At 33.0% G+C, this 20,747-nt stretch carries 22 protein-coding genes; 16 read left to right on the top strand and 6 right to left on the bottom strand.

The genetic code is table 11. The features are described from left to right. Nucleotides 1–21: 21 nt before the first annotated feature. Nucleotides 22–657: a DUF1579 domain-containing protein gene (locus tag ACOOWA_RS16100; RefSeq protein WP_421376751.1), complete on the bottom strand. Its 636-nt coding sequence runs from the start codon at nucleotides 655–657 to the stop codon at nucleotides 22–24. Nucleotides 658–780: 123 nt separating this feature from the next. On the opposite strand from ACOOWA_RS16100, the gene ACOOWA_RS16095 reads away from it, so the two are divergent. From ACOOWA_RS16095 to ACOOWA_RS16065, 7 genes are all read left to right on the top strand, one after another. Next, nucleotides 781–1,476, top strand: coding sequence for an NrtR DNA-binding winged helix domain-containing protein (locus ACOOWA_RS16095; protein WP_421376749.1), 696 nt, complete (start codon nucleotides 781–783; stop codon nucleotides 1,474–1,476). A gap of 318 nt (nucleotides 1,477–1,794) precedes the next feature. Beyond that, nucleotides 1,795–2,196 (top strand): NADAR family protein, encoded by a 402-nt coding sequence (locus tag ACOOWA_RS16090; protein ID WP_421376747.1) that lies wholly within the window; start codon nucleotides 1,795–1,797, stop codon nucleotides 2,194–2,196. Nucleotides 2,197–2,542: 346 nt separating this feature from the next. Then, nucleotides 2,543–3,049 (top strand): O-acetyl-ADP-ribose deacetylase, encoded by a 507-nt coding sequence (locus ACOOWA_RS16085; RefSeq protein WP_421376746.1) that lies wholly within the window; start codon nucleotides 2,543–2,545, stop codon nucleotides 3,047–3,049. A gap of 102 nt (nucleotides 3,050–3,151) precedes the next feature. Then, nucleotides 3,152–3,838: an SIR2 family NAD-dependent protein deacylase gene (locus ACOOWA_RS16080; RefSeq protein ID WP_421376744.1), complete on the top strand. Its 687-nt coding sequence runs from the start codon at nucleotides 3,152–3,154 to the stop codon at nucleotides 3,836–3,838. Beyond that, entirely contained in the window at nucleotides 3,838–4,803 is a 966-nt protein-coding gene (locus ACOOWA_RS16075) for an ADP-ribosylglycohydrolase family protein (protein ID WP_421376743.1), read from the top strand. The genes ACOOWA_RS16080 and ACOOWA_RS16075 overlap by 1 nt, the downstream gene beginning before the upstream one ends. Before the next feature lie 84 nt (nucleotides 4,804–4,887). Next, on the top strand, nucleotides 4,888–5,358 hold the full coding sequence (locus ACOOWA_RS16070; RefSeq protein ID WP_421376742.1) for an RNA 2'-phosphotransferase: 471 nt from the start codon (nucleotides 4,888–4,890) through the stop codon (nucleotides 5,356–5,358). A 133-nt stretch (nucleotides 5,359–5,491) separates the two neighbouring features. Further along, complete coding sequence (locus ACOOWA_RS16065; protein ID WP_421376740.1) at nucleotides 5,492–5,689, top strand: hypothetical protein; 198 nt, start codon at nucleotides 5,492–5,494, stop codon at nucleotides 5,687–5,689. Nucleotides 5,690–5,786: 97 nt separating this feature from the next. Here the strand turns inward: ACOOWA_RS16065 and ACOOWA_RS16060 are convergent, their stop codons facing one another. Continuing rightward, a complete protein-coding gene (locus tag ACOOWA_RS16060; protein WP_421376739.1) occupies nucleotides 5,787–6,671 on the bottom strand; it encodes a cupin-like domain-containing protein in 885 nt (294 codons plus the stop codon). A gap of 445 nt (nucleotides 6,672–7,116) precedes the next feature. Between ACOOWA_RS16060 and ACOOWA_RS16055 the strand changes: the two genes are divergently transcribed. Continuing rightward, the gene (locus tag ACOOWA_RS16055; RefSeq protein ID WP_421376738.1) at nucleotides 7,117–7,335 is read left to right on the top strand and encodes a hypothetical protein; all 219 of its coding nucleotides are present in this window, start codon (nucleotides 7,117–7,119) and stop codon (nucleotides 7,333–7,335) included. A gap of 48 nt (nucleotides 7,336–7,383) precedes the next feature. Further along, nucleotides 7,384–8,151, top strand: a complete 768-nt coding sequence (locus ACOOWA_RS16050) for a GLPGLI family protein (protein WP_421376736.1) — start codon at nucleotides 7,384–7,386, stop codon at nucleotides 8,149–8,151. Between the two features lie 89 nt (nucleotides 8,152–8,240). On the opposite strand, the gene ACOOWA_RS16045 is transcribed toward ACOOWA_RS16050, so the two are convergent. After that, complete coding sequence (locus ACOOWA_RS16045) at nucleotides 8,241–8,576, bottom strand: helix-turn-helix transcriptional regulator (protein ID WP_421376734.1); 336 nt, start codon at nucleotides 8,574–8,576, stop codon at nucleotides 8,241–8,243. Between the two features lie 283 nt (nucleotides 8,577–8,859). On the opposite strand from ACOOWA_RS16045, the gene ACOOWA_RS16040 reads away from it, so the two are divergent. Continuing rightward, nucleotides 8,860–11,550 (top strand): hypothetical protein, encoded by a 2,691-nt coding sequence (locus ACOOWA_RS16040; protein ID WP_421376732.1) that lies wholly within the window; start codon nucleotides 8,860–8,862, stop codon nucleotides 11,548–11,550. Between the two features lie 66 nt (nucleotides 11,551–11,616). On the opposite strand, the gene ACOOWA_RS16035 is transcribed toward ACOOWA_RS16040, so the two are convergent. Beyond that, nucleotides 11,617–12,114: a DinB family protein gene (locus tag ACOOWA_RS16035; protein ID WP_421376731.1), complete on the bottom strand. Its 498-nt coding sequence runs from the start codon at nucleotides 12,112–12,114 to the stop codon at nucleotides 11,617–11,619. A gap of 126 nt (nucleotides 12,115–12,240) precedes the next feature. On the opposite strand from ACOOWA_RS16035, the gene ACOOWA_RS16030 reads away from it, so the two are divergent. The 3 genes from ACOOWA_RS16030 (at nucleotide 12,241) to feoB (ending at nucleotide 15,584) form a co-directional block, all read left to right on the top strand. After that, nucleotides 12,241–13,173, top strand: coding sequence for a GLPGLI family protein (locus ACOOWA_RS16030; protein WP_421376729.1), 933 nt, complete (start codon nucleotides 12,241–12,243; stop codon nucleotides 13,171–13,173). A 172-nt stretch (nucleotides 13,174–13,345) separates the two neighbouring features. After that, the gene (locus tag ACOOWA_RS16025) at nucleotides 13,346–13,612 is read left to right on the top strand and encodes a FeoA family protein (RefSeq protein WP_421376728.1); all 267 of its coding nucleotides are present in this window, start codon (nucleotides 13,346–13,348) and stop codon (nucleotides 13,610–13,612) included. Beyond that, nucleotides 13,599–15,584, top strand: coding sequence for a ferrous iron transport protein B (feoB, locus tag ACOOWA_RS16020; RefSeq protein WP_421376726.1), 1,986 nt, complete (start codon nucleotides 13,599–13,601; stop codon nucleotides 15,582–15,584). The genes ACOOWA_RS16025 and feoB overlap by 14 nt, the downstream gene beginning before the upstream one ends. Nucleotides 15,585–16,022: 438 nt before the next feature. On the opposite strand, the gene ACOOWA_RS16015 is transcribed toward feoB, so the two are convergent. Then, entirely contained in the window at nucleotides 16,023–16,247 is a 225-nt protein-coding gene (locus ACOOWA_RS16015; protein ID WP_421376725.1) for a hypothetical protein, read from the bottom strand. A 125-nt stretch (nucleotides 16,248–16,372) separates the two neighbouring features. Between ACOOWA_RS16015 and ACOOWA_RS16010 the strand changes: the two genes are divergently transcribed. The 3 genes from ACOOWA_RS16010 to ACOOWA_RS16000 all read left to right on the top strand — a co-directional run bounded on the left by ACOOWA_RS16010 (nucleotide 16,373) and on the right by ACOOWA_RS16000 (nucleotide 20,563). Then, nucleotides 16,373–17,377: a DUF4421 family protein gene (locus ACOOWA_RS16010; RefSeq protein WP_421376723.1), complete on the top strand. Its 1,005-nt coding sequence runs from the start codon at nucleotides 16,373–16,375 to the stop codon at nucleotides 17,375–17,377. Between the two features lie 129 nt (nucleotides 17,378–17,506). Next, nucleotides 17,507–18,889, top strand: coding sequence for a phosphoglucosamine mutase (gene glmM / locus ACOOWA_RS16005; RefSeq protein ID WP_421376721.1), 1,383 nt, complete (start codon nucleotides 17,507–17,509; stop codon nucleotides 18,887–18,889). A gap of 291 nt (nucleotides 18,890–19,180) precedes the next feature. Then, complete coding sequence (locus tag ACOOWA_RS16000) at nucleotides 19,181–20,563, top strand: tetratricopeptide repeat protein (protein ID WP_421376720.1); 1,383 nt, start codon at nucleotides 19,181–19,183, stop codon at nucleotides 20,561–20,563. Here the strand turns inward: ACOOWA_RS16000 and ACOOWA_RS15995 are convergent. Next, nucleotides 20,560–20,715 (bottom strand): hypothetical protein, encoded by a 156-nt coding sequence (locus ACOOWA_RS15995; protein WP_421376719.1) that lies wholly within the window; start codon nucleotides 20,713–20,715, stop codon nucleotides 20,560–20,562. The genes ACOOWA_RS16000 and ACOOWA_RS15995 overlap by 4 nt on opposite strands. Between the last annotated feature and the right edge of the window lie 32 nt (nucleotides 20,716–20,747).

The raw sequence follows: 20,747 nt of genomic DNA, 5'->3' as shown, positions 1-20,747 counted from the left end.
TTCATTGTTTTTAAATGAATTCTATTTTCTCTTGTAATTAATTTCCATTGTTTTAAATTCTTTTCCCGTTTTCGCATCAGGACCAAACATTTCCATTTTTTGAGTGTTATCGTCTATGAAAGTGAAAACTTCTCTTACATCACAATCTTTTCCTGGTCTTGAAGGGTCGGTCATTTTTCCTTTAAATTCAATCGATTTTTTGGAAGCATTCCAATCGCCTTCCATTGTCATTATTCCTGTTCCCATATTGTCAATCCAGCTGCTTACAAATTTCTTTTTAGCATTATCGTAGCCTAAAATACTCATCCCTTCAAAAGGCATTCCCATAAAATTTCCTTTATGAGAACTCATTTGATAACGTCCGTCAAACATCATTTTGTTGGTTGCTTCAGATGTGCTCATCATTGGTTTTCCTCCATTTTCCATCCACATTGTGGTTTCTCCAGACCAGTTTCCGTCGGCTTTTGCAATCATTTTTTGCATTTCTCCCGGTGTTGCGTAGTCCATCCAGGCTTTTGTTGCGGTTGCAGAATCTACTGGTTTCCATTCATTGTTTGCTAATGAATCTTTTTTGTCAGAATTCTTAACGTCTACTTTTACTTTATCACAAGAAAAAATAAGAAAAGCTGCTGAAATAGTGAGGATTAAATTTTTCATAATAGTTTAGTTTTAAATTAGTTATTCATCAGAATAAAGGTAATAAAAATTTAGATTGGTGTGAATTATTTTTATTTCGATAATAAAACTTAATTTTGTGTATTCATAACGCAAATCAATTTAATGAGCAGTCCAAAAAAATTACAGGATATAAAAGTTGCTGTAGACGCAGTTATTTTCGGATATTTTGACAAAAAAGACCTTCAGATCCTTTTAATTAAAAGAAATATTGACCCCTTTAAAGGAGGTTGGGCGCTTCCGGGAGGTTTGGTTTTAGACGATGAAAGTCTTGATGATGCGGTAAAACGAGAACTTCACGAAGAAGCAGGTATAAAACCCGATTTTCTGGAACAACTTTATACTTTCGGTAATGTTGATCGTGATCCTAGAAACAGAGTAGTTTCTGTGGCTTATTTAGGACTTGTGAACCCTTCTTATTATGAATTATTTGCTGATTCCGATGCAGATGATGCACAATGGTTCAGCGTCAACAAACTTCCGAAGCTCGCTTTTGATCATCAGACTATTATTGACATTGCACTAAAAAGACTTCGTACAAAAATTCAGTATCAACCGATTGGTTTTAATCTTCTGAATGAAGAATTTGCTTTTTCTGATCTTGAAAATTTATATAAAACAATTATCGGAAAGGAAATCGACCGTCGAAATTTCCGTAAAAAAATCATGAGCTACGGATTGTTGAATGAAACCAATAATCTTAAAAAAGAAGGAAGCGGAAGACCCGGAAAACTGTTTAGTTTCAATCAAGAAAAATATAAAATGTTTGAAGAACAAGGTTTTTATTTTGAAATAAAATAGTTTTTCTGCCACGAATGCACGAATTTTTAGCTTTAAAATCATCTGTTAATTTTTTAAAATCAAAATAATTAACAAGATCTTTCGTGCATTCGTGGCAATTCCTCTGCGCAGAGAATTATTTTGAGAATATTTTTATTACTGAAAATCAATTAGTTAAGTTGGTTAGTGTAAGATTAACACAAATAAATTAGGTAATAGAATTATATTCTTTTACATTTGTGTAATAATAACGCAATTATGAAATATACATTACAAAATACAATTGAAAAATTTCGAAATCAGGAAATTTTGGATTTTTTATTCTTCTGGTGACATACCGTGAAAGATGAAATCACGAAAGCATACTTTAGTCAATGGTTTCCTTTTGTATTTGAAGAAAATGGAATTACTTACAAAACAGCAGAGCATTATATGATGGCCGGGAAAGCAAAATTATTTAATGACAATGAAACTTTTGAAGAAATTTTAAAATCAGAAACTCCGAATCAGGCGAAAAAACTGGGAAGGAAAGTAAAAAATTTTGATCCACAATTTTGGAACGAACATAAATATGAAATCGTAAAGCAAGGCAATCTGTTGAAGTTTTCTGAAAATGATAAATTTAAACAATTTCTTTTATCAACAGAAGATAAAATCTTAGTAGAAGCCAGTCCGTACGATACAATTTGGGGAATCGGAATGTCAGAATTGGATAAAAGAGCAGAAAATCCGTTGCAATGAAATGGTGAAAACCTTCTAGGATTTGCTTTGATGGAAGTAAGGGATGAATTAAAATGATTCTGAATGTTCGTAAATAGTTATAACTAAGTTTTTTAACGTTTCTCTTGAGATTCATTTATATTTATACAGACTGAAAAATAAGGTGGTTAAGATTCCTCCGGAATAACAAAAATGACCGTTGATTTAATCTTCATAATTAAAGTGGATATTCAAAAAAAGATAATCAAATATAAAACAAAACTCAGATCAAAAAATAGAAGTAACAATTACGAGATTGGCCAGAAAAAGGGCATCATATCATGGATCAATAGGATGATAAAAATATTTTAAATAAAAAATTAAAATGATGAAAATTGAATTAATAAATGGCGACATCACCAAAATAAATGCAGATGCAATTGTAAACGCAGCCAATTCTTCTTTGCTTGGCGGAGGTGGAGTTGATGGAGCAATTCATCGTGCAGGCGGAAAAAAGATTTTGGAAGAATGCATAGAGATCAGAAATAAACAGGGCAAATGCAAAACAGGAGAAGCGGTTGTAACAACAGCCGGAAATCTCCCTGCAAAATATGTAATTCACACTGTTGGTCCGATTTGGAACGGAGACGAAGAAAAATGTTCAAAATTATTGGCAAATTGTCATAAAAATTCCTTGAAATTGGCAGAAAATCTTGATGTTAAAATCATTGCTTTTCCTAATATCAGTACAGGAGTTTACAAATTTCCGAAAGAATTGGCTGGAAAAATTGCTGTTGATGAGGTGAAAAATTTTAAATCAAATATCATAGAAAAAGTTATTTTCGTCTGTTTTGATGATGAAAATGAAGAGATTTATAAAAAATTATTGGAATAAATTCAAATATTCCAATTTTAAATATTTCAAAGATGAGTTTAATTTTCAGATTAAAAAATCTGTGTAATTTGCTAAATCTGCGAGAGATTAAAAAACAAACAAATGAAAAAACTAACCATATTAACCGGCGCAGGAATTAGCGCCGAAAGCGGAATAAAAACCTTCAGAGACGGAGATGGTCTTTGGGAAAATCATAGTATAACGGACGTTGCAAGTCCCGAAGGATGGCGAAAAGACAGAGCTTTGGTATTGGAATTTTACAACCAAAGACGTCGTCAGCTTCATGAAGTAGAACCCAATGATGCACACAGATTATTAGCAGAATTAGAAAAACATTTTGAGGTTCAGATTATCACTCAAAACATTGACGATCTGCACGAAAGAGCGGGCTCTACCAATATCATCCACCTTCACGGAGAATTATTCAAGTCCTGTTCTTGTAATAATAAAAGTTTGATCTACGAACAAAAAGATGATATTAACATCGGGGATAAAGCGGAAGACGGAGCTCAATTGCGACCTTTCATCGTTTGGTTCGGAGAAGATGTTCCTTTGATGAATGAAGCTTCAAAGAAAGCAAAGGAAGCAGATATTTTCTTAGTTATAGGAACTTCTTTGCAGGTTTATCCGGCTGCGGGATTAATTCACGATATTAAAGATGATTGTCTTTTAATCGTAATCAATCCCAATGAAACAGGTTTTGGATACGGACAAAGAGCGGTTATTATGAAAGAAACGGCAACGCAGGGAATGAAATTATTGTTTGATAAATTAGTAAATCTTGCATAATGGAAAATTTTGTAAAAGCAGGAATTTTTGGTGTTTGTATCGGTGATGCTTTGGGAGTTCCTGTAGAATTCCGAACCAGAGAAGAATTAAAACGCTCACCGGTCACGAAAATGAGAGCTTTGGGAAGTCATCGCCAACCTGCGGGAACATGGAGTGATGACAGTTCTTTAACATTATGTCTTGCAAGTAGCCTTTGCAACGGATATAATTTGGAAGATATGGCTCTGAAGTTTTTACAATGGTACAATACAGAAATTTGGACTCCTCATGGAAGAGTTTTTGACATTGGAATTGCAACTTCACAAGCAATTCACAGAATCAGCAAAGGAATTTCTCCGACTTTATGTGGCGGAATCAGTGAATTTGATAACGGGAATGGTTCTTTAATGAGAGTTTTACCGTTATTATTTTACATTAAAAATTTACCGATTGAACAACGTTTTGATAAAGTAAAAGAAGTTTCGTCGATTACTCATGGTCATATTCGTTCTGTTCTGGCGTGTTTTATTTATTTGGAATTTGCTTTGGAAATTTTGAATAAAAAAGAGAAATGGGAAGCTTACAAAGCAATGCAGAAAACAGTTCGGGAGTTTTTGAATCATACTCCAGTCTGTTCACAAGATGAGATGGATAAATTCCACCGAATTTTAGAATTAAAAGTTGGCGAATATGATGTTGCTCAGTTACATACTTTACAGGAGGAGGAAATAAGTTCTGGAGGTTATGTTCTTCACAGTTTAGAAGCTTCATTATGGTGTTTTCTAAATTCTGAAAGTTATTCTGAAGCGGTATTAAAAGGCGTCAACTTAGGAGAAGATACCGACACAACCGGTGCCATCACAGGAGGAATTGCCGGAATTTATTATGGTTTCGAAAATATTCCTGAAGAATGGATTGAAGTCTTGGTGAGGAAAGATGATATTGAAAACTTATGCAAAAAATTAGAAAATAAATTAACGAACTAAAACACAAACTATGAATGAGCAACAAAAGAATAATTAAGCAAATTTCTGAGCTATGTTCTCAGACATCATCCTGAATTGATCGGTTTGAACCTGGATGAACAAGGCTGGACAGATGTTAATGAATTAGTCACTAAATCAAAAAAAGATTCTCATGAGGGTTTTACTTTTGAAGAACTTGACGAAATCGTAGAAACCAATGATAAGAAACGCTTTATTTTTAATGAAGATAAAACAAAAATCAGAGCCAATCAAGGGCATTCGATTGATATAGATTTGGCTTTGCAATCACAACAACCACCGGAATTTCTTTATCACGGAACTGCTCAAACGAATATCAATTCTATTTTGGAAAAAGGAATTGAAAAAAGAAATAGACAGCACGTTCATTTGAGTCAAGATAAAGAAACGGCAACCAAAGTCGGAATGCGCCATGGAAAACCAGTTATTCTGATAATTAATTCAGGAAAAATGTTTGAAGACGGCGTTTTATTTTATCTTTCAGAAAACGGAGTTTGGCTAACGGATTTTGTGGATTTTAAATACATTTCGGAATAATAAATGTTTAAAAAATTAAAAATGCCCAAAAAATAAGTTTTTTGATTTTATTATTAAATATTTCATATATTGGTGTATTAATATCGCGGTATCCGAAAAGCGTATAGAGTAGGAGAATTAAAGCAAAATTATTATGAAAAAATTAAACAAAATTTCAAGAGAAAATCTGAAATCAATTAAAGGAGGAATTACACCAGAATGCGCATCTTGGTGGGGTTCAGGCAAACCATATTACAGTAATGAGGCAACTTGTCTTCAAGCTGCTGCCAACTCAAATCCTGATTTTGAACCATTTTGCGTTAACAAATGTGGACGTTGGTATGCTTTTTAATTAAGAATTGAGCATAAAATACCCCTATAAGTACCAAACTTTTAGGGGTTTTTTATGGAATTTGAAAAATTAATTCAACCTTTGATAAAAAATCATTCTATCTTTTAGGTAAACCTTTTTTCAAAGCGTAATTGGCTCTTTCAACTGCTTTTTTCTCTTTCCAGTCCATATATTTCTTTTTAAACTGACCTTTCATGATATTATCAAAATTTCTCTGAACGGTAAGATTCCAAAGCGAATTGGCTTTTACTGCCCAAGATTTATCCCATGCACGAAGCGAAAGTGAGAAGCTTCCGTCAAGATATTTCATCCAGTGCCACCATCCTGTCGGCATAAATAAAGTATCTCCATGCTCCAGGAAGCATTCAATTCCTTCTATACCATCCAAAGCAGGAAATTTTTCAAAATCAGGATTAGAAATATCAAAATCCTCCAAAGCATAGGTCGCATAAGGTAGTTTATACAATCTGTCTTTCCATTTGTATTCGAAAAGAAGAACGTGTTTTCTTCCGTTAAAATGGGTGTGGAAAATATGTGCTAAATCAATATCATAATGTAAGAAGGTTACAGACCCTTTCCCACCAAAAAACATTGAGGGATATTTATCTAAAAATCCGCCCATTAAATCGGAAGGAGAAATATAGTCTTCAAGGAGTTTGTTGGCCCTTTTAATGGGGTCGAAAAAGAAAATACGCAAATCGGTAGGTTCCTTTTGGATCAGATCGATGTAGTCTGCAAATTTCATTTCCGTTGTTGGTGTGTTGATGGGAGCAGAAGGGTCAGCTTTTGCACTATCATAGAGTGGAACCGTAACGTCTCCTACCACTTCTTTCACATAATCCATCGTCCATTTTTGATAGGCGGGCCACTTTTTTGCCATGTTTTTAATCACAACCGGCTTTCTAGGAATCAGATATCTCTCACGAAACTCTTCCTGAGTAATATCATCAACAATATCTATAGGTTTTAAAATAACCCCCATTCTTATAAATTTTATGTTACAAAATTATTAAATATTTACTTACAGAAATTGATTTAAGATATTTTTAATCTATGACCTTAATCACATTATTATTTAGACTGAATATAAATTTAAAAAGACAACTTGAAAACTTTTTTTCAATATTAAGATTACGAAATTTTATTTGACACCATAAACAATTATTTTTCAAGTTAAATTAAAGATCCGCCTTTTGTTAAAAAACTCTGCAAAAGTTGCTGAATTTTCTATATTTTATCTTTTAAATTTCTTTATAGGTTTGTAGCATGACACCAAATTAGAAAATCGCGAAACATTTGCAGCGCTCTGCTGTATCAATGTATTTCTTTTTAAAAGTCATAAATGATGCATCATCTAGATTGGAGGTTTATTCTAGACCCAATTTCAATCTAGGAAAAATTTAGTTATTAATCATTAAAAAAAATTTATGAAAAAGAAATTTTTATTAGGTGCTATGTTTAGCATCATGACTTTATCACTAATGTCTTTTGCCAACAGATTTATGGCAGTTTGGACATCAACTTGTGGAGTAAAACATTATACAACATTTGCTGAGGGAACATCCCAATCTCTAATGGCATATTATATTGCAGAAATTAATGCAAATGAATGTGGTGGTGTAAGACCGACAGTAAATTTTAATTAATTTAATCCGGGGTGGGAATTTTTCCTGCCCCTTTAAAAAATAAAAATTATGAAGAAGTATTTCATATTTTGTTTAATGTTTTGGTTGTGTATTTATATCAAAAGTCAAGAAATAGAATTTGAGCCGTTAATTAGAGCTACGTATAATAGCTCTTTAAATTATGGGTCTAACTTTCGTGTAAATCAAACTTTTATTTTATGTGGTAACTCGAAAGATTATTATTTTGCCGGCTATAAAAACTATCTGAAAGATACGGAGCAGGAAGAAGCTACTAAAAAAGGCAGCGGAATCACTCTTACAGTAGGTGATTATTTTCAGGAAAGAATCATTAAAAAAAACGGAGTAACAAATTTTTTCGGGATGTTCAGAGATGAGAGATTACTGTATGAAGAAAATGTTGTTTTAAAATGGGTTCTTTATAGTGATACGAAAATAATTGATGGAGTAAAGTGCCAAATGGCTGCAATCAATAAATATGGAAGAAGATGGATTGCCTATTTTTCTACTGAACATCCGATACCGTTAGGACCATACAAATTTACTGGGTTACCTGGTTTGATATTTGAAATTTATGACATCAGAGACGATTATCATTTTACATTAGTAAAACTTGAGAAATATGACGATGATTTTGAATTTAATCTTAAAGGATACAAGAAGTTTAATAAAAAAGATTTTTTAAAGGCATCCTATAATTTAGAATTTACTACTTCGGGATTTCCATTGGACGCAGATATGAGAAAAGAATTTGAAGATATATTGAAAAACAAAAAGAAACGATATAATAATCCCATTGAATTAAAACCATTTGAATGAGTTATATCAATCTTTGTCATTACGTAGAATTCAGGCTATTTAAAAAAAGTGATGTTGAGATTCCTACGGAATGACAAAGAGGAAAAAGGCTATTTTTTTAAACTATTGATTAAATCTTCCAATTTAGAATTAAATTTATCTACAGATTCTTTGTCGGAGATATTAAAGATAATTAAACCCACAGAATTATCTTTATTGTCAAAAGTATTATTTGATATTTCTAATTTTCTTTCGGAATCAAAAAGATCCTGAATTTTCACATCAAATATTTCTGCCAATTTCGGAATGTACTGAGATTTTACATCGGTCGTTTCGCTTTCCCAGTTTGCATAAGTATTTCGGTCTATTCCTAATAAATCTGCAATATCCTGATTAGAATATTTGGTTTTGCCTCTCAGTCTCTTTAGATTGTTGCCTACTCCCATGTGATATTTTATTTATATTTACAAAATTATGATATAAACTAAAACACCAAAGAAAAAATGATGAAATTTATGTTCAGATTAAAATTTATCACTATTTTTGTAGTGATAAATTTGTTTTTAACTATTCCAAAAATTTTATATCTCTATTATGTGTAACAAAAAACGATAACGAATAACTAATTACTCAAATAATAAATTATGGAATTGCTGTGATTGGTAAATTAGCCATTATCAATACATATTTGCCGATTCCATATGACCACAAAAAATAAATTAAGACATTATGAAAATAAGAATTTACCTCTTTCTAATGGTTTTTTTCTCTGTAATAACATTTGCTCAGAAAACAGTCTCCGGAAAAATTACTGATGAGGATGGTGTGGCAATTCCCAGTGCAAGTGTAACGATTGAGGAACCTGGAAAAGATGCAATTCTTGCTTACGGAATTACCAATTCTAAAGGTGAATATAAAGTTACATTCACAACATCAGAATCAAATGTTGATCTCAAAGTAAAAGCGTTCAATCAAAAGCCTCTTACAAAACAGATCAGCAACAGTGATCAGTCTTTGACATTCAAAATGCAGTCTGAAGCGACTGAAATTAAAGAAGTACAGCTGAAAACCAAAATGATTACTTCAAGAGGTGACACTATTGCTTATGATCTAAAAGCTTTCGACAGTAAAAGTGACAGAACCTTAGCTGATGTGATGAAAAAAATTCCCGGGATTGAAGTGAAAACAGACGGTACAATTCTTTATCAGGGTAATGCGATCAACAAATTTTATGTTGAAGGAAAAGACTTAATGGAAGGAGGGTATGGAACAATCACCAATTCTTTACCGAAAGAAGCCATTCAAAAACTAGAAGTTTTGGAAAATCACCAACCTGTAAAAATGTTACAGGGAAAAATACCATCAGATGCTGCGGCAATTAATATTAAATTAAAAAATTCTGTAACAATGACAGGTCGGGGAGAAGTAGGTGCTGGTTTTGGCGAACCATGGCTTTGGAATTTAAAATTAACACCAATGTTTTTCAGCAAGAAACAACAGTGGGTTCTTAATTATAAGACCAACAACATGGGAGAACAGGTTGAAAATGAAGGAAATATTTTAAGTTTCGGAAATAGATTTGAGGGAAGAAGAATTAATGCTTCTCAAAATGATTGGCTAAATGTTGAAAATTCAAGAACTCCCAATCTTCCGGTAAAAAGATATTTATTTAATAATGTACATTATCTTTCTGCAAATTATCTTACTAATATTGATAATAAGAAGGAGTGGGAACTTAAAGTTAATGCCAATTACACAAATAATAATGTTGAGAGAGAATCTTACAGCAAGATAGATTATTTTGCAACAACAGAAAATCCGGCATTTAGTGTAACAGAAAATATTGTAAATAGATTTTTTACGGATAAACTAAAAGGAGAACTTATTTTTTCAAAAAATGCGAAAAAAGGCTTTTTTAAAAACACAACTAGTTTTTCTCAATTTTGGAATGCAGACAGAGCTGTTGTAGACAGAACGGATAATTTAGATGTAAGAAACGGTAAAGAAGCATTGCAATCACCGACTTCATCATTTCAAAACTCATTAAGTACAATTCTTCCATGGAAAGAGAAAATGGTTAATGTACAATCATTTATCAATTATCAAAATGATAGCCAGAAATTAGATGTTTCACCAGCTTCTTATCTGGATATTCCAGGATTTAATCCAGGTGCAAATGCAGAATATGTAAGGCAAAATCTACAGTTGAAAACATTTGAGGCCAATCATTCAGCTAATATTGGTTTTTCAGCTAAAGGATGGACTTTTACACCAGAAGTGGGATTAAATTTTAAATCGACAGAATTAAGAACAGCACTTACAAATTATCAGAATGGGAGGCCTTTTGGTTATGGGATTAATTTTGATAATGATATGAAATATACGACGGCGACTCCATATGGAAGTTTGGGGATTAATTATAAAAGCGATTCTTGGATGCTTTACGCAAATGTTCCTGTGAATTCAAATAATATTACTGCCGAAGATCCATTAAGAAACGTTTCAAAATCTATAAACAAAGTTACTTTTGAACCAAATGTTTTTGTTCAGTATAACTTTGCATCTTTCTTTAAAGCATCATTAAATGGAAACATTAATAATAATTTTGGAGAGGTAAATACAGCTTACTCAGGATTTTTAATGACTTCTCCTACGTCTTTAAATGCCATGGATGCAAATAATCCGATTCCTGAAAATAATAATAAATCTGCAGGAGCAAGATTGGAATATCGAAACCCTTTGAATAATTTATTTTTTAATGTAAATTATAGATTATCCGATGCAAAACGAAATTTAATTTCAAACCCAACAATTGTAGGTGGATATTCGGTAATGAAATATATAGAGCAGGATAATAATGTTGTAAGTAATGGCTATAGTGCAGAGATCGGAAAATATTTACCAAAATTCAAAACTAATGCCTCTATTAGTTACAGTAATAATACATCTACATCAGATGCGTTTCTGAACAACGATTCTTATACAAATAAAAATATAAGCCAGTCATTTGGGATTAAGTTAAATAATACTTATTTCAGCTGGATGAGTATTGATTATAATGCTAATTTCACAAGAACTAAGCAAACAAGTACCGGAAGTGTTAATTCCAATGCCGCTAGAAAAGGTTTTAATCATAATCTTGGTCTTTTCTTATACCCAATCGAAAATCATACTGTTGGATTTAACTGGGATCAGGTGAATACAAGCGCCGCTAATGAAGAGTACCGTAACGGATTTTATGATTTATCGTATCAATTCTCATGGTCTGCAAAAAAAATCGATTTCGAGGTAAAGTGGATGAATATTGCTAATAAAAAGGTATTTGAAACGTATGATATTAATACTACAAATATTTCTTACACCAGAATATTATTAAGACCAAGCCAGGTAATGTTTACAGTAAAATTCAACTTCAAATAAAAGCAAAAAACCAATCTCACCGAGATTGGTTTTTTGCTTTTAAATACATTAACATTTTATTTTGCTTTAAAAATTAGGATGATCCGCAGTCGGGCCATAACTTCCCGGAAGTTCAATATCATTCAGTCTGTAATAAACTCCCAATTGCGCTCTGTGATGCGTAATCTGATTTAAGCTGTGACGAATCGCTGCATATTTCGTCCAAGATGCCAATTCATGACCGTCATTTTTTAAAGCCCATCTCGGTTCTAAATCCTGTTCGGATGCTTTTTCCAGTGCTTCTTCACTTGCGGCATAATTTTCATCTAAAACCTGAAGCAAGTCTTCTTTTGTTAATAAAACTTTTGGCTCCATCCCTCCTTTTGCAAAATCGAGCTCGGAAGAATTCAGCATAAATCCTGCCCAACCAAAAACTTCCGTAATATGGGTGGCAAGATGCATTATTTTCATACTTTTAGGATGAGGTTTGTAATCATTTTTATCATCGGGATAGATTTCCAAAAATCTTTTTGTTGTTTGATACTCAGTTTTGAGCTCGTCTCTTAATTGTTTTAAAGTGTTCATAATATTTGTTTTGGGTTAGTTTAAATTTAAAACTTTTCAGAAGAACAAAAAATTTTTTAATAAAGATTAAAAAATTATGTAACAAAAAACCACGAATGCAAACTAATTGAATAAACCTTTTATAAAATGAAAAATATATTTTCAATAGTATTTATCGCCGTTTTTGCAATTGCAAATGCACAGGAAAAAGAAAGTTCAAACCGCTTTTTTTATGAACTTACCTTTAAGCCTAAAAAAGATTCTGCAAAACTAGACAAAGTAATCACAGTATTAGATATTACAGATAAAAACAGATCTGTTTATCAGGATTACACTGTAATTTCCCAGGATTCTATTATGAAAGTAGAAATGGAAGCAATGCAGAAAGCAGGTGCTTTTAAAGATCTTTCAAAATCTCTTAAGACGCCAAAATTTTCGGCAAGAATTCACAAATTTTATCCAGGCATGAAAGTGGAATATGTGGATAAAGTAGCCAATGGAATGACTCCTGTAAATATTGCATACACTGAAGATTTAAAATTAAACTGGAAAATTTCCAACGAAAAACAGAAAATCGGAGAATACAATACTCAAAAAGCGACTACTGAATACGGCGGAAGAACTTGGACGGCCTGGTTCAGTTCTGATCTTCCTTTTCAGGATGGACCATATAAATTTTCAGGTCTTCCGGGCTTAATTGTTAAAATTGAAGATGCAGACAAAAATTATTCTTGGATCCTTCAGGGGAATAAAAAAATAAAAGATTACAGTGAGTTTTCTTACATAGAAGGTTTGATGCAGGCAACAGGTGGAAAACCCAAAGAGTTAACAAAAGAAAAATTTGATAAAACATTTAATGATTTCAAAAAAGATCCTTTTGCTTCTGTAAGACCAATGATGAACCAGGAAATGATGTCTAAACCAATGCCCGGAACTGATGGTACTATTGGTGATATGATCCGGAAGCAGGAGAAAATGTATAAAGATTTCTATAATGCGAATGATAATCCTATAGAAAAAACCAAATCTGTAGATGTTGGTGTCGTTGAAAAAGTAGGAAGGGCAGCTGATAAAAAATAAACATTCATATCAACTAAACTATATTTAAAGTAAACCCAAATGCAGTAATGTGTTTGGGTTTATTGATGATGATAACTGAACATTTATACATCTAAATGCTTGCAAATATAAAAGCTACATCTATTTAGATTAAATTTAAATAACTATCTTTGCAGACACAAAAATAACGGCTTTGAAGGAGATTCAAATACATACATTAAGCAGCTTTCCGAGGAACAAAATCGGTAAAATAGTGGGTTATGACAATGATAATCTGAAAATGCCGACCAAAATCATAGAGATGGGGCTTCTTCCGGAAACCCTTTTCAAAATCCTTTACCAGGCTCCTTTTAAAGGACCGCTCTACGTGGAATTTGGTGAAGAAAGAAGCCGTATTGCACTGCGTAAAGAAGAAGGAGACTTTATTATTGTAGAAGATTTGATTAATGCAGGAAAATAACAACAAACAGATACTTTTAGTCGGAAATCCGAATGTAGGTAAATCTACCGTTTTTAATGCACTGTCCAACAAAAAGCAGAAAACGGGAAATTATGCGGGAGTTACCGTATCAAGTCATTCCGGTAATTATTCTTACAAAAACGAAGAGGTAGAAATCGTAGACCTTCCCGGTTCATACAGTATTTACCCAAGTTCTGAAGACGAAGCTATTTTTTCTGAATTTTTAATAAACGGACAAAAAAAATATGACGGAGTTGTCTATATACTGGAAGCTTTAAGCATCAAAAGAGGTCTCTTGCTATTTCAGCAGATTCAGGATTTGGGAATTCCGATGATTTTAGTTTTAAATCAAATCGATCAGGCAGAAAGAAGAGGGGTACATATTGATGTTGAAAAACTTTCTAAAGCATTAAACATCAAAATTGTTCAGACAAATGCAAAAGAACAGATAGGTATAGAAGCGATTCAGGAGGCTGTTTTTGCCAATGATTTTGTAACTTCTGAAAAATCCGGCTTTGAAATTCCTGTTGAACATAAAAATAGTATAGATAAAAATTCAGTAAATAATTATCAAACCTGGGTAAATCTCACGCTCGGAAAAAAATCAGATTCAGCTTCAAAAAACATAATTCCGAAAAGGCTTCAGGTTCAGGAAACCGTGAGACGCTACCAGAATATTGATAAGATTTTGGCGGAAGTTATTACTAAAAAAACTCAGTTTAAAGAACTTTTAACCGAAAAATTAGATAAGGTTCTCGTTCATAAATTTTGGGGCTATGTTGTTTTCTTATTGGTTCTCTTAATCATTTTTCAGTGCGTTTATTTCTTAGCGGAATATCCAATGAACTGGATTGACGAAGCTTTCGCCTGGCTTTCTGAGTTTACAGGAACACACCTTCCGGAAGGACCTGTCAATTCGTTGATTTCAAAAGGAATTGTTCCCGGTTTAGGTGGAATTATCATCTTCGCACCACAAATCGGAATTCTTCTCTATTTCCTCTATTTATTAGAAGATTCAGGATATATGGCAAGAGTTGTTTTTCTTATGGACAGGCTTTTAAGACCTTTTGGATTAAATGGAAAAAGCATCGTTCCTTTAGTTTCAGGAACAGCCTGTGCAATTCCGGCTGTAATTTCAACAAGAAATATTGAAAATTTAAAGGAAAGATTGCTCACAATTTTGGTAACGCCTTTTATGACCTGTTCGGCAAGACTTCCGGTCTACAGCATTATTATTGGCTTAATTATTTCCGATAAAACCATTTTCGGAGTGCAATATAAAGCTTTGGTGCTTTTAGGGATGTATCTTTTAGGATTTTTCGTAGCTTTATTATCGGCGGCAATTTTGAAGAACTTCATTAAAGAAGATAGCAAAACATACCTTGTGATGGATCTGCCGACGTATAAAAAACCCCTTTTCGGGTATGATTTTAAACTGGTTTTAGGGAAAGTTTGGGAATTCATTACCGGAGCCGGAAAAATTATTTTCATTGTAAGTATCATTATTTGGGTTTTGAGTTATTTCGGACCGAAACAAAATCAGGATGAGGTGGTTGCAACCGACGTTAATTTAGACCACTCGTATTTGGCAAGAATGGGGAAAGCAATCGAACCAGCAATTGCACCGCTTGGTTATGATTGGAAAATGGGAGTAGGAATTTTGACGAGTTTCGTAGCGAGAGAAGTTTTCGTAGGAACAATGTCAACTTTATATAGCTTAGATGATGACGCTCCGGAAGGAAAAGTAATCGATAAAATGAGACATGATGTAAAACCGGATGGCGAAAAAGTCTTCAGTTTTGCAACGGGAGTTTCTGTATTATTATTCTACGCATTTGCGATGCAGTGCGTGTCTACCTTGGCTGTAGTTTACAGAGAAACAAAAAGCTGGAAATGGACGGGTTTTCAGGTAGCAATGATGACCGGTTTGGCATATTTTGTGTCGATGATAGCTTATCAAATCTTAAAATAATGAATACATCATTAATTTTTCAATATATTATTATCGCACTTGTGGTTGTATTTGCCTGTTATTCTTTATTCAGATTTATCAGGAAAAACTTTTCACCCAAGAAATTCAGTTCTAAAAGATCTGGGTGCGATAAAGATTGTGGGTGTTCGTAGGAACTTTTATTGGTTAGGATTATGTTTTTTATTAGCCCAAAAAGACAGAATTTCTACAGTGTTTTTTTGAATTCTGTATTGGAGAGAAAAATTATCCAAAACTAGAACTCTTCTTACTTCTTCTTTTGCACCAAAAACAATTGCTCCAATAAAGGGATTGAAAGAAAGTAATTTTTCCTTTCTCTCAACTTCATCAATAATTTTTAAAGAATAAATGTTAGATTATTATGATTGATCCAATATTCTAATGTTTCGAGATATAATTTCTCTGCTTCAGGAGTTCATTTTATTTCGAACATAATGCCCTAGCTTTTTGATGAACATCAGAACTGTCAACCAGCTTACTATCATTAGCTTCGTCAACACCGTTATTAATAGATTTTAATTCTTCAGGAGAAGTAGTAACAATTTCTTCGGATACTTTTTCAAACGAAAACTTCATTCTTTTTAAAAGATTTTCTAAAAAGCTTGCTTCTTCGGGAGTTGTAGGGTGTACTATTATCGTATTCATATTCTGCTTTTTACAAAGGTATAAATTATTTCTAATTTGAATTTTTATTTATATTCGTACTGTTTTAGCGAAAATAAACTTTCATTATTTAAAGTAAATACCAATTGATAAAGCCTCTCTGTTTTTTGATTTTAAACCTATGCTTTCTGAGTATCAATGCCCAGAACAAACCAGATTCTGCAAAAATCATTTCCTACGAAGAACAGGTAACACTCAGAATTAATTTTGATACAAATGCAGAAGATTTTATTGCCAATTACAATTCAGATGCTGGAAATTTTCAAACCAGATTAGCAATCAATAATAAAATTCGCACCTCATTTTCTGTTGACTATAAAATTATAAGTGCCGCATTGTCATTTGCTCCCGATTTTTTCCCTGGAAATAATGATAACTCATTGAAAGGAAAAAGTTCGTACACCGATTTTAAATTCAGATTTTTTCCGGGACAGTTCATTCAGTCTTTCAATTATCGTAATGTAAAAAGGTTTTATGTGGATAATATGAATGATTTTCTTCCTGATTGGCGAAAAGGGATTGATCCCTATTTTCAGTTTCCGGATCTAAGAATTCAAACCTTTGGCGGAAGTACTTCGTATGTGTTTAATAAAGATTTTTCACTGAAAAGTATTTACTATCAAAGAGAATGGCAAAAGGAAAGCAGCGGAAGCCTCATTCCTGTTTTAGAGTATGACGTTTCTTATTTTACAAACAAAACAGACGGACTAAAGGATAAAGAGCAGCAATTCAATATTGGTTTAAATCTCGGCTACCATTACAATTGGGTGATTGCTAAGAAAATCAACTTTGCCCCATATATTTTTACCGGAATTGGTGGGAAATGGTCATCTTATCAAAGCCATTTACCAGACGGGAAAAAATCTGATCCCGAAAAAAATAAGTATATCATAGGAAAATTCGGAACAGGAATTCATTTGGGTTACAATTCTGCAAAGTTTTTGTTTGGAGCGAAATTAAATGTTACTTCAGCATATTATAAGCAAGATTCAACTTCAGAAGTTACTAACAATAATGTATTCGGTTTGTTGTATTTTGGATACAGATTCCCGCCGCCAAAGGTTTTAAAGCGGAATTATGACAAAATTCAGAAGAAAATTCCGGTGCTCTGATTTCGTTGTCTTTTCAGTATCTTTGCAAACGGAAAATTTAAACTAAAAATAATCTACACTTTTTGAATTATTAAAAATTTATATGCACTTTGCATCCAATTAATAATCAGAAAATAAAATTTATAATAAATGTCATTAATAAAAAGTATTTCAGGAATCCGCGGAACAATTGGTGGGAAAGTTGGCGACAATTTAACACCGCTTGATGTTGTAAAATTTGTTTCTGCTTTCGGAACCTGGCTTCAGAATAATAAAAATAAGAAAGATTTAACCTTAATTATCGGGCGTGATGCAAGAATCTCTGGCTCGATGGTTAATTCGCTGGCTACTGCAACGTTACAGGGTTTAGGAATTAATGTGATTGATTTAGGACTTTCTACAACTCCTACCGTTGAAGTGATGGTTCCTGAATTAAATGCAGATGGCGGAATTATCTTAACCGCTTCTCACAATCCAAAACAGTGGAATGCTCTTAAATTATTAAATGAAAAAGGAGAATTCATCAGCGGAGAAAATGGTGCTGAAGTTTTGGCTTTGGCTGAAAGTGAAGATTTCAATTTTGCTGAAGTAGATGATTTAGGAATCTACGAAACCAGAGATGATGCTTTTGATATTCATATTCAGCAGATTCTTGATTTGCCAATGGTGGATGCTGAAGCCATTAAAGCTAAAAAGTATAAAATCGTTCTGGATGCCGTAAATTCTACAGGCGGAATTGCAATTCCGATGCTTTTAGATAAATTAGGTTGTGAAACTGTAAAATTATACTGTGAACCCAACGGTCAGTTCCCGCACAATCCTGAACCTCTGAAAGAGCATTTGGGAGATATTTGTGAATTAGTGATAAAAGAAAATGCAGATTTTGGCGTTGTAGTAGACCCGGATGTTGACAGACTGGCTTTAATCGACGAAAAAGGCGAAATGTTCGGCGAAGAATATACTTTGGTTGCCGTTGCTGATTATTTGTTGAAAAACAAAAATGGTGTAGCAATTTCAAATCTTTCTTCAAGTCGTGCGTTGAGAGATGTGGCGAAAACTCATAATTCAGAATACTTTGCAAGTGCGGTAGGAGAAGTGAATGTGGTGAATTTAATGAAAGAAAAAAATGCGGTGATCGGTGGTGAAGGAAACGGTGGAATTATTTATCCTGAACTTCATTACGGAAGAGATTCTTTGGTTGGAGTTGCCTTATTTTTAACTCATTTAGCAAAGGAAAACAAAACTGTTTCTGAATTGAGAGCAGTATATCCAAGCTATTTCATGGGTAAAAAGAAAATTGAGCTTACTCCGGAAATAGATGTAGATTCTCTTTTAACTAAAATGCAAAAAGAGTATCAAAATGAAGAGGTTTCTACGGTAGACGGCGTTAAAATAGATTTTGAAAACAATTGGGTTCATTTGAGAAAATCGAATACAGAACCGATTATCAGAATTTATACAGAAGCCAAATCTCAGGAAGAAGCCGATAAACTGGGTGATGATATGATTGCTAAAATCAGAAGTTTGATTTAATTGATCACGTTTAAAGTTTATAATAATAAAAAAGAACTTTGTGCTCTTTGCTGAGTGAAATCGAAGATTCGACGAAGTCAAACGCCTTTGCGAGCCTTAAAGCTGTTAGTGGTAAAAACTCTTTGCGGACTTTGCGTTAAAAATTATTATTTAAAACGGATAAACTATTAATTAAAACTAAATTTCATCATTCTAAAAAATTATTTATTAACTTTATAGTAATAAGATTATCAGAAGCGAGCATTTGTATATCTCATCTCTCTGGTCTTAAATCTTAAAACTCGTTTTATATTGGAAGAATATTTTGGAAATGAACTGGTAACAAAGTTCGAAGAAATGATGGAAAATAATGATGAATTCTACTTTGATACAGAGGAGTTAGAAGACATTATTGTCTATTATCTGGAGCTTGGAGATTTTAATTACGCAGATATGGCTGTGAATTTTGGTCTTAAGCTTCATCCCAATTCTTTAGAAATCAAGATTAAAAAACTGGAAGTTCTCTTAGAATGGGAAGATTATAATACAGCGAAGGAATTAATCGATGAGTTAAAAGGTTCTTCTATGGAGAATACAGACTTTTTGGTGTGCTACGCAAAGTATTATTCGAATCTGGGAAATCCTAAAAGATCGATAGAAATCTGTAAAATTGCCCTGGAATTGAAGGAAGAAGAAAACTTCCTCAATAATTTTATTGCAGACGAATACGTGAATCTTGGAGATCCTTTTAACGCTCTTAAACATTATCAGCAAGCACTCAAAGAAGACCCGATGGATGAATATTCTTTGGAAAACGCAATGATCTGCTTTAATGATCTGAACAGAGGCGAAGAAGCTATAGCGTTTCTGAACGGTTATCTTGATGATTTTCCGTACTCAGAAACTGCATGGAGCGAGTATGGACAATATTATTTTAACAGAAAAAATTACGAAGAAGCCATCAAAGGTTTCGACTATATGTTGGCTATAAATTCCAGCGCAGTTGGTGTTTATGCGAGCAAAGCAGCTTGTTATGAAGCTTTAAATCAATATCAGAAAGCGATTGAAGTTTACGAAGAAATGTTGGAGCTGGAATACACAAAAGCATTTACTTTTTATAAAATCGGTCTTTGTTTTAAGGCATTAAAACAACCGATTATTGCTTTAAATTCTTTTCAGAAATCATTAAGAGAAGATCCTCAGTTTTATCTTGCAATGATGGAGCAGTCTTATCTTTATGAAGAAATGGGCGGAATGACCGAAGCTTTACACTTCGCAAGAGAAGCAACTTTGCTGAATGACAGTAATCTTGATTATCAGAAAAGACTGGCATTCTTGTTCATCGATTCAGGTAAGTTTGAGGAAAGTCTTTCTTGTCTGAAAAAATTGGTAGATGCAGAACCTTCTAGATTTTACAATTGGTATGCTTATTCTGAAGTTTTGATGTTGGTCGGCGACTACGAAGAAGCGGTAACTGTTTTAGATTCAGCTTTAAAACATCACTATAGAGCGGAATTGTTTTATCAGTTGAGCAACTGCTATTTCATTCTTAAAAATCAGGAAAAAGGCAGTGAATCTTTAGAAAAAGCTTTAGAATTAGACCCTTCATTAATTACCGATATGCAGAAAAAATATCCTTACATTAAAGATGAGGTGAAAAAAGCGAAAGCGAAGGTGAAAAAGAAAAATCTTTAGGCTAGAAGTTTGATGATGGATGCAGGAAGTTTATCCTTTCCTGAAAATTTCACCTTGAAATAAATAGAGAAATCCTGCAGTCGTGCAGGATTTTCATGTTTAAGGTTTCTTTCGCTGAGTGAAACGCCTTTGCGAACGAAAAATATTTTCAATAACGAGAAAAAAAACTTTGCGGATTTTGCGT

It is taken from the genome of Chryseobacterium sp. GP-SGM7 (genome assembly GCF_049166575.1).
Lineage (GTDB): Bacteria > Bacteroidota > Bacteroidia > Flavobacteriales > Weeksellaceae > Chryseobacterium.
The sequence above is the reverse complement of the archived record's forward strand: the minus strand, read 5'-3'. Positions and strand labels throughout refer to the sequence as shown.

What these genes read in the sequence shown, in the direction of transcription:
- ACOOWA_RS16030 (WP_421376729.1), top strand. Translation starts at nt 12,241, where the DNA reads ATGAAAAATATATTTTCAATAGTATTTATCGCCGTTTTTGCAATTGCA.
- ACOOWA_RS16085 (WP_421376746.1), top strand. Translation starts at nt 2,543, where the DNA reads ATGAAAATTGAATTAATAAATGGCGACATCACCAAAATAAATGCAGAT.
- feoB (WP_421376726.1), top strand. Translation starts at nt 13,599, where the DNA reads ATGCAGGAAAATAACAACAAACAGATACTTTTAGTCGGAAATCCGAAT.
- ACOOWA_RS16055 (WP_421376738.1), top strand. Translation starts at nt 7,117, where the DNA reads ATGAAAAAGAAATTTTTATTAGGTGCTATGTTTAGCATCATGACTTTA.
- ACOOWA_RS16100 (WP_421376751.1), bottom strand. Translation starts at nt 657, where the DNA reads ATGAAAAATTTAATCCTCACTATTTCAGCAGCTTTTCTTATTTTTTCT.
- ACOOWA_RS16050 (WP_421376736.1), top strand. Translation starts at nt 7,384, where the DNA reads ATGAAGAAGTATTTCATATTTTGTTTAATGTTTTGGTTGTGTATTTAT.
- ACOOWA_RS16065 (WP_421376740.1), top strand. Translation starts at nt 5,492, where the DNA reads ATGAAAAAATTAAACAAAATTTCAAGAGAAAATCTGAAATCAATTAAA.
- ACOOWA_RS16035 (WP_421376731.1), bottom strand. Translation starts at nt 12,114, where the DNA reads ATGAACACTTTAAAACAATTAAGAGACGAGCTCAAAACTGAGTATCAA.
- ACOOWA_RS16095 (WP_421376749.1), top strand. Translation starts at nt 781, where the DNA reads ATGAGCAGTCCAAAAAAATTACAGGATATAAAAGTTGCTGTAGACGCA.
- ACOOWA_RS16015 (WP_421376725.1), bottom strand. Translation starts at nt 16,247, where the DNA reads ATGAATACGATAATAGTACACCCTACAACTCCCGAAGAAGCAAGCTTT.
- glmM (WP_421376721.1), top strand. Translation starts at nt 17,507, where the DNA reads ATGTCATTAATAAAAAGTATTTCAGGAATCCGCGGAACAATTGGTGGG.
- ACOOWA_RS16080 (WP_421376744.1), top strand. Translation starts at nt 3,152, where the DNA reads ATGAAAAAACTAACCATATTAACCGGCGCAGGAATTAGCGCCGAAAGC.
- ACOOWA_RS16045 (WP_421376734.1), bottom strand. Translation starts at nt 8,576, where the DNA reads ATGGGAGTAGGCAACAATCTAAAGAGACTGAGAGGCAAAACCAAATAT.
- ACOOWA_RS16075 (WP_421376743.1), top strand. Translation starts at nt 3,838, where the DNA reads ATGGAAAATTTTGTAAAAGCAGGAATTTTTGGTGTTTGTATCGGTGAT.
- ACOOWA_RS16040 (WP_421376732.1), top strand. Translation starts at nt 8,860, where the DNA reads ATGAAAATAAGAATTTACCTCTTTCTAATGGTTTTTTTCTCTGTAATA.
- ACOOWA_RS16060 (WP_421376739.1), bottom strand. Translation starts at nt 6,671, where the DNA reads ATGGGGGTTATTTTAAAACCTATAGATATTGTTGATGATATTACTCAG.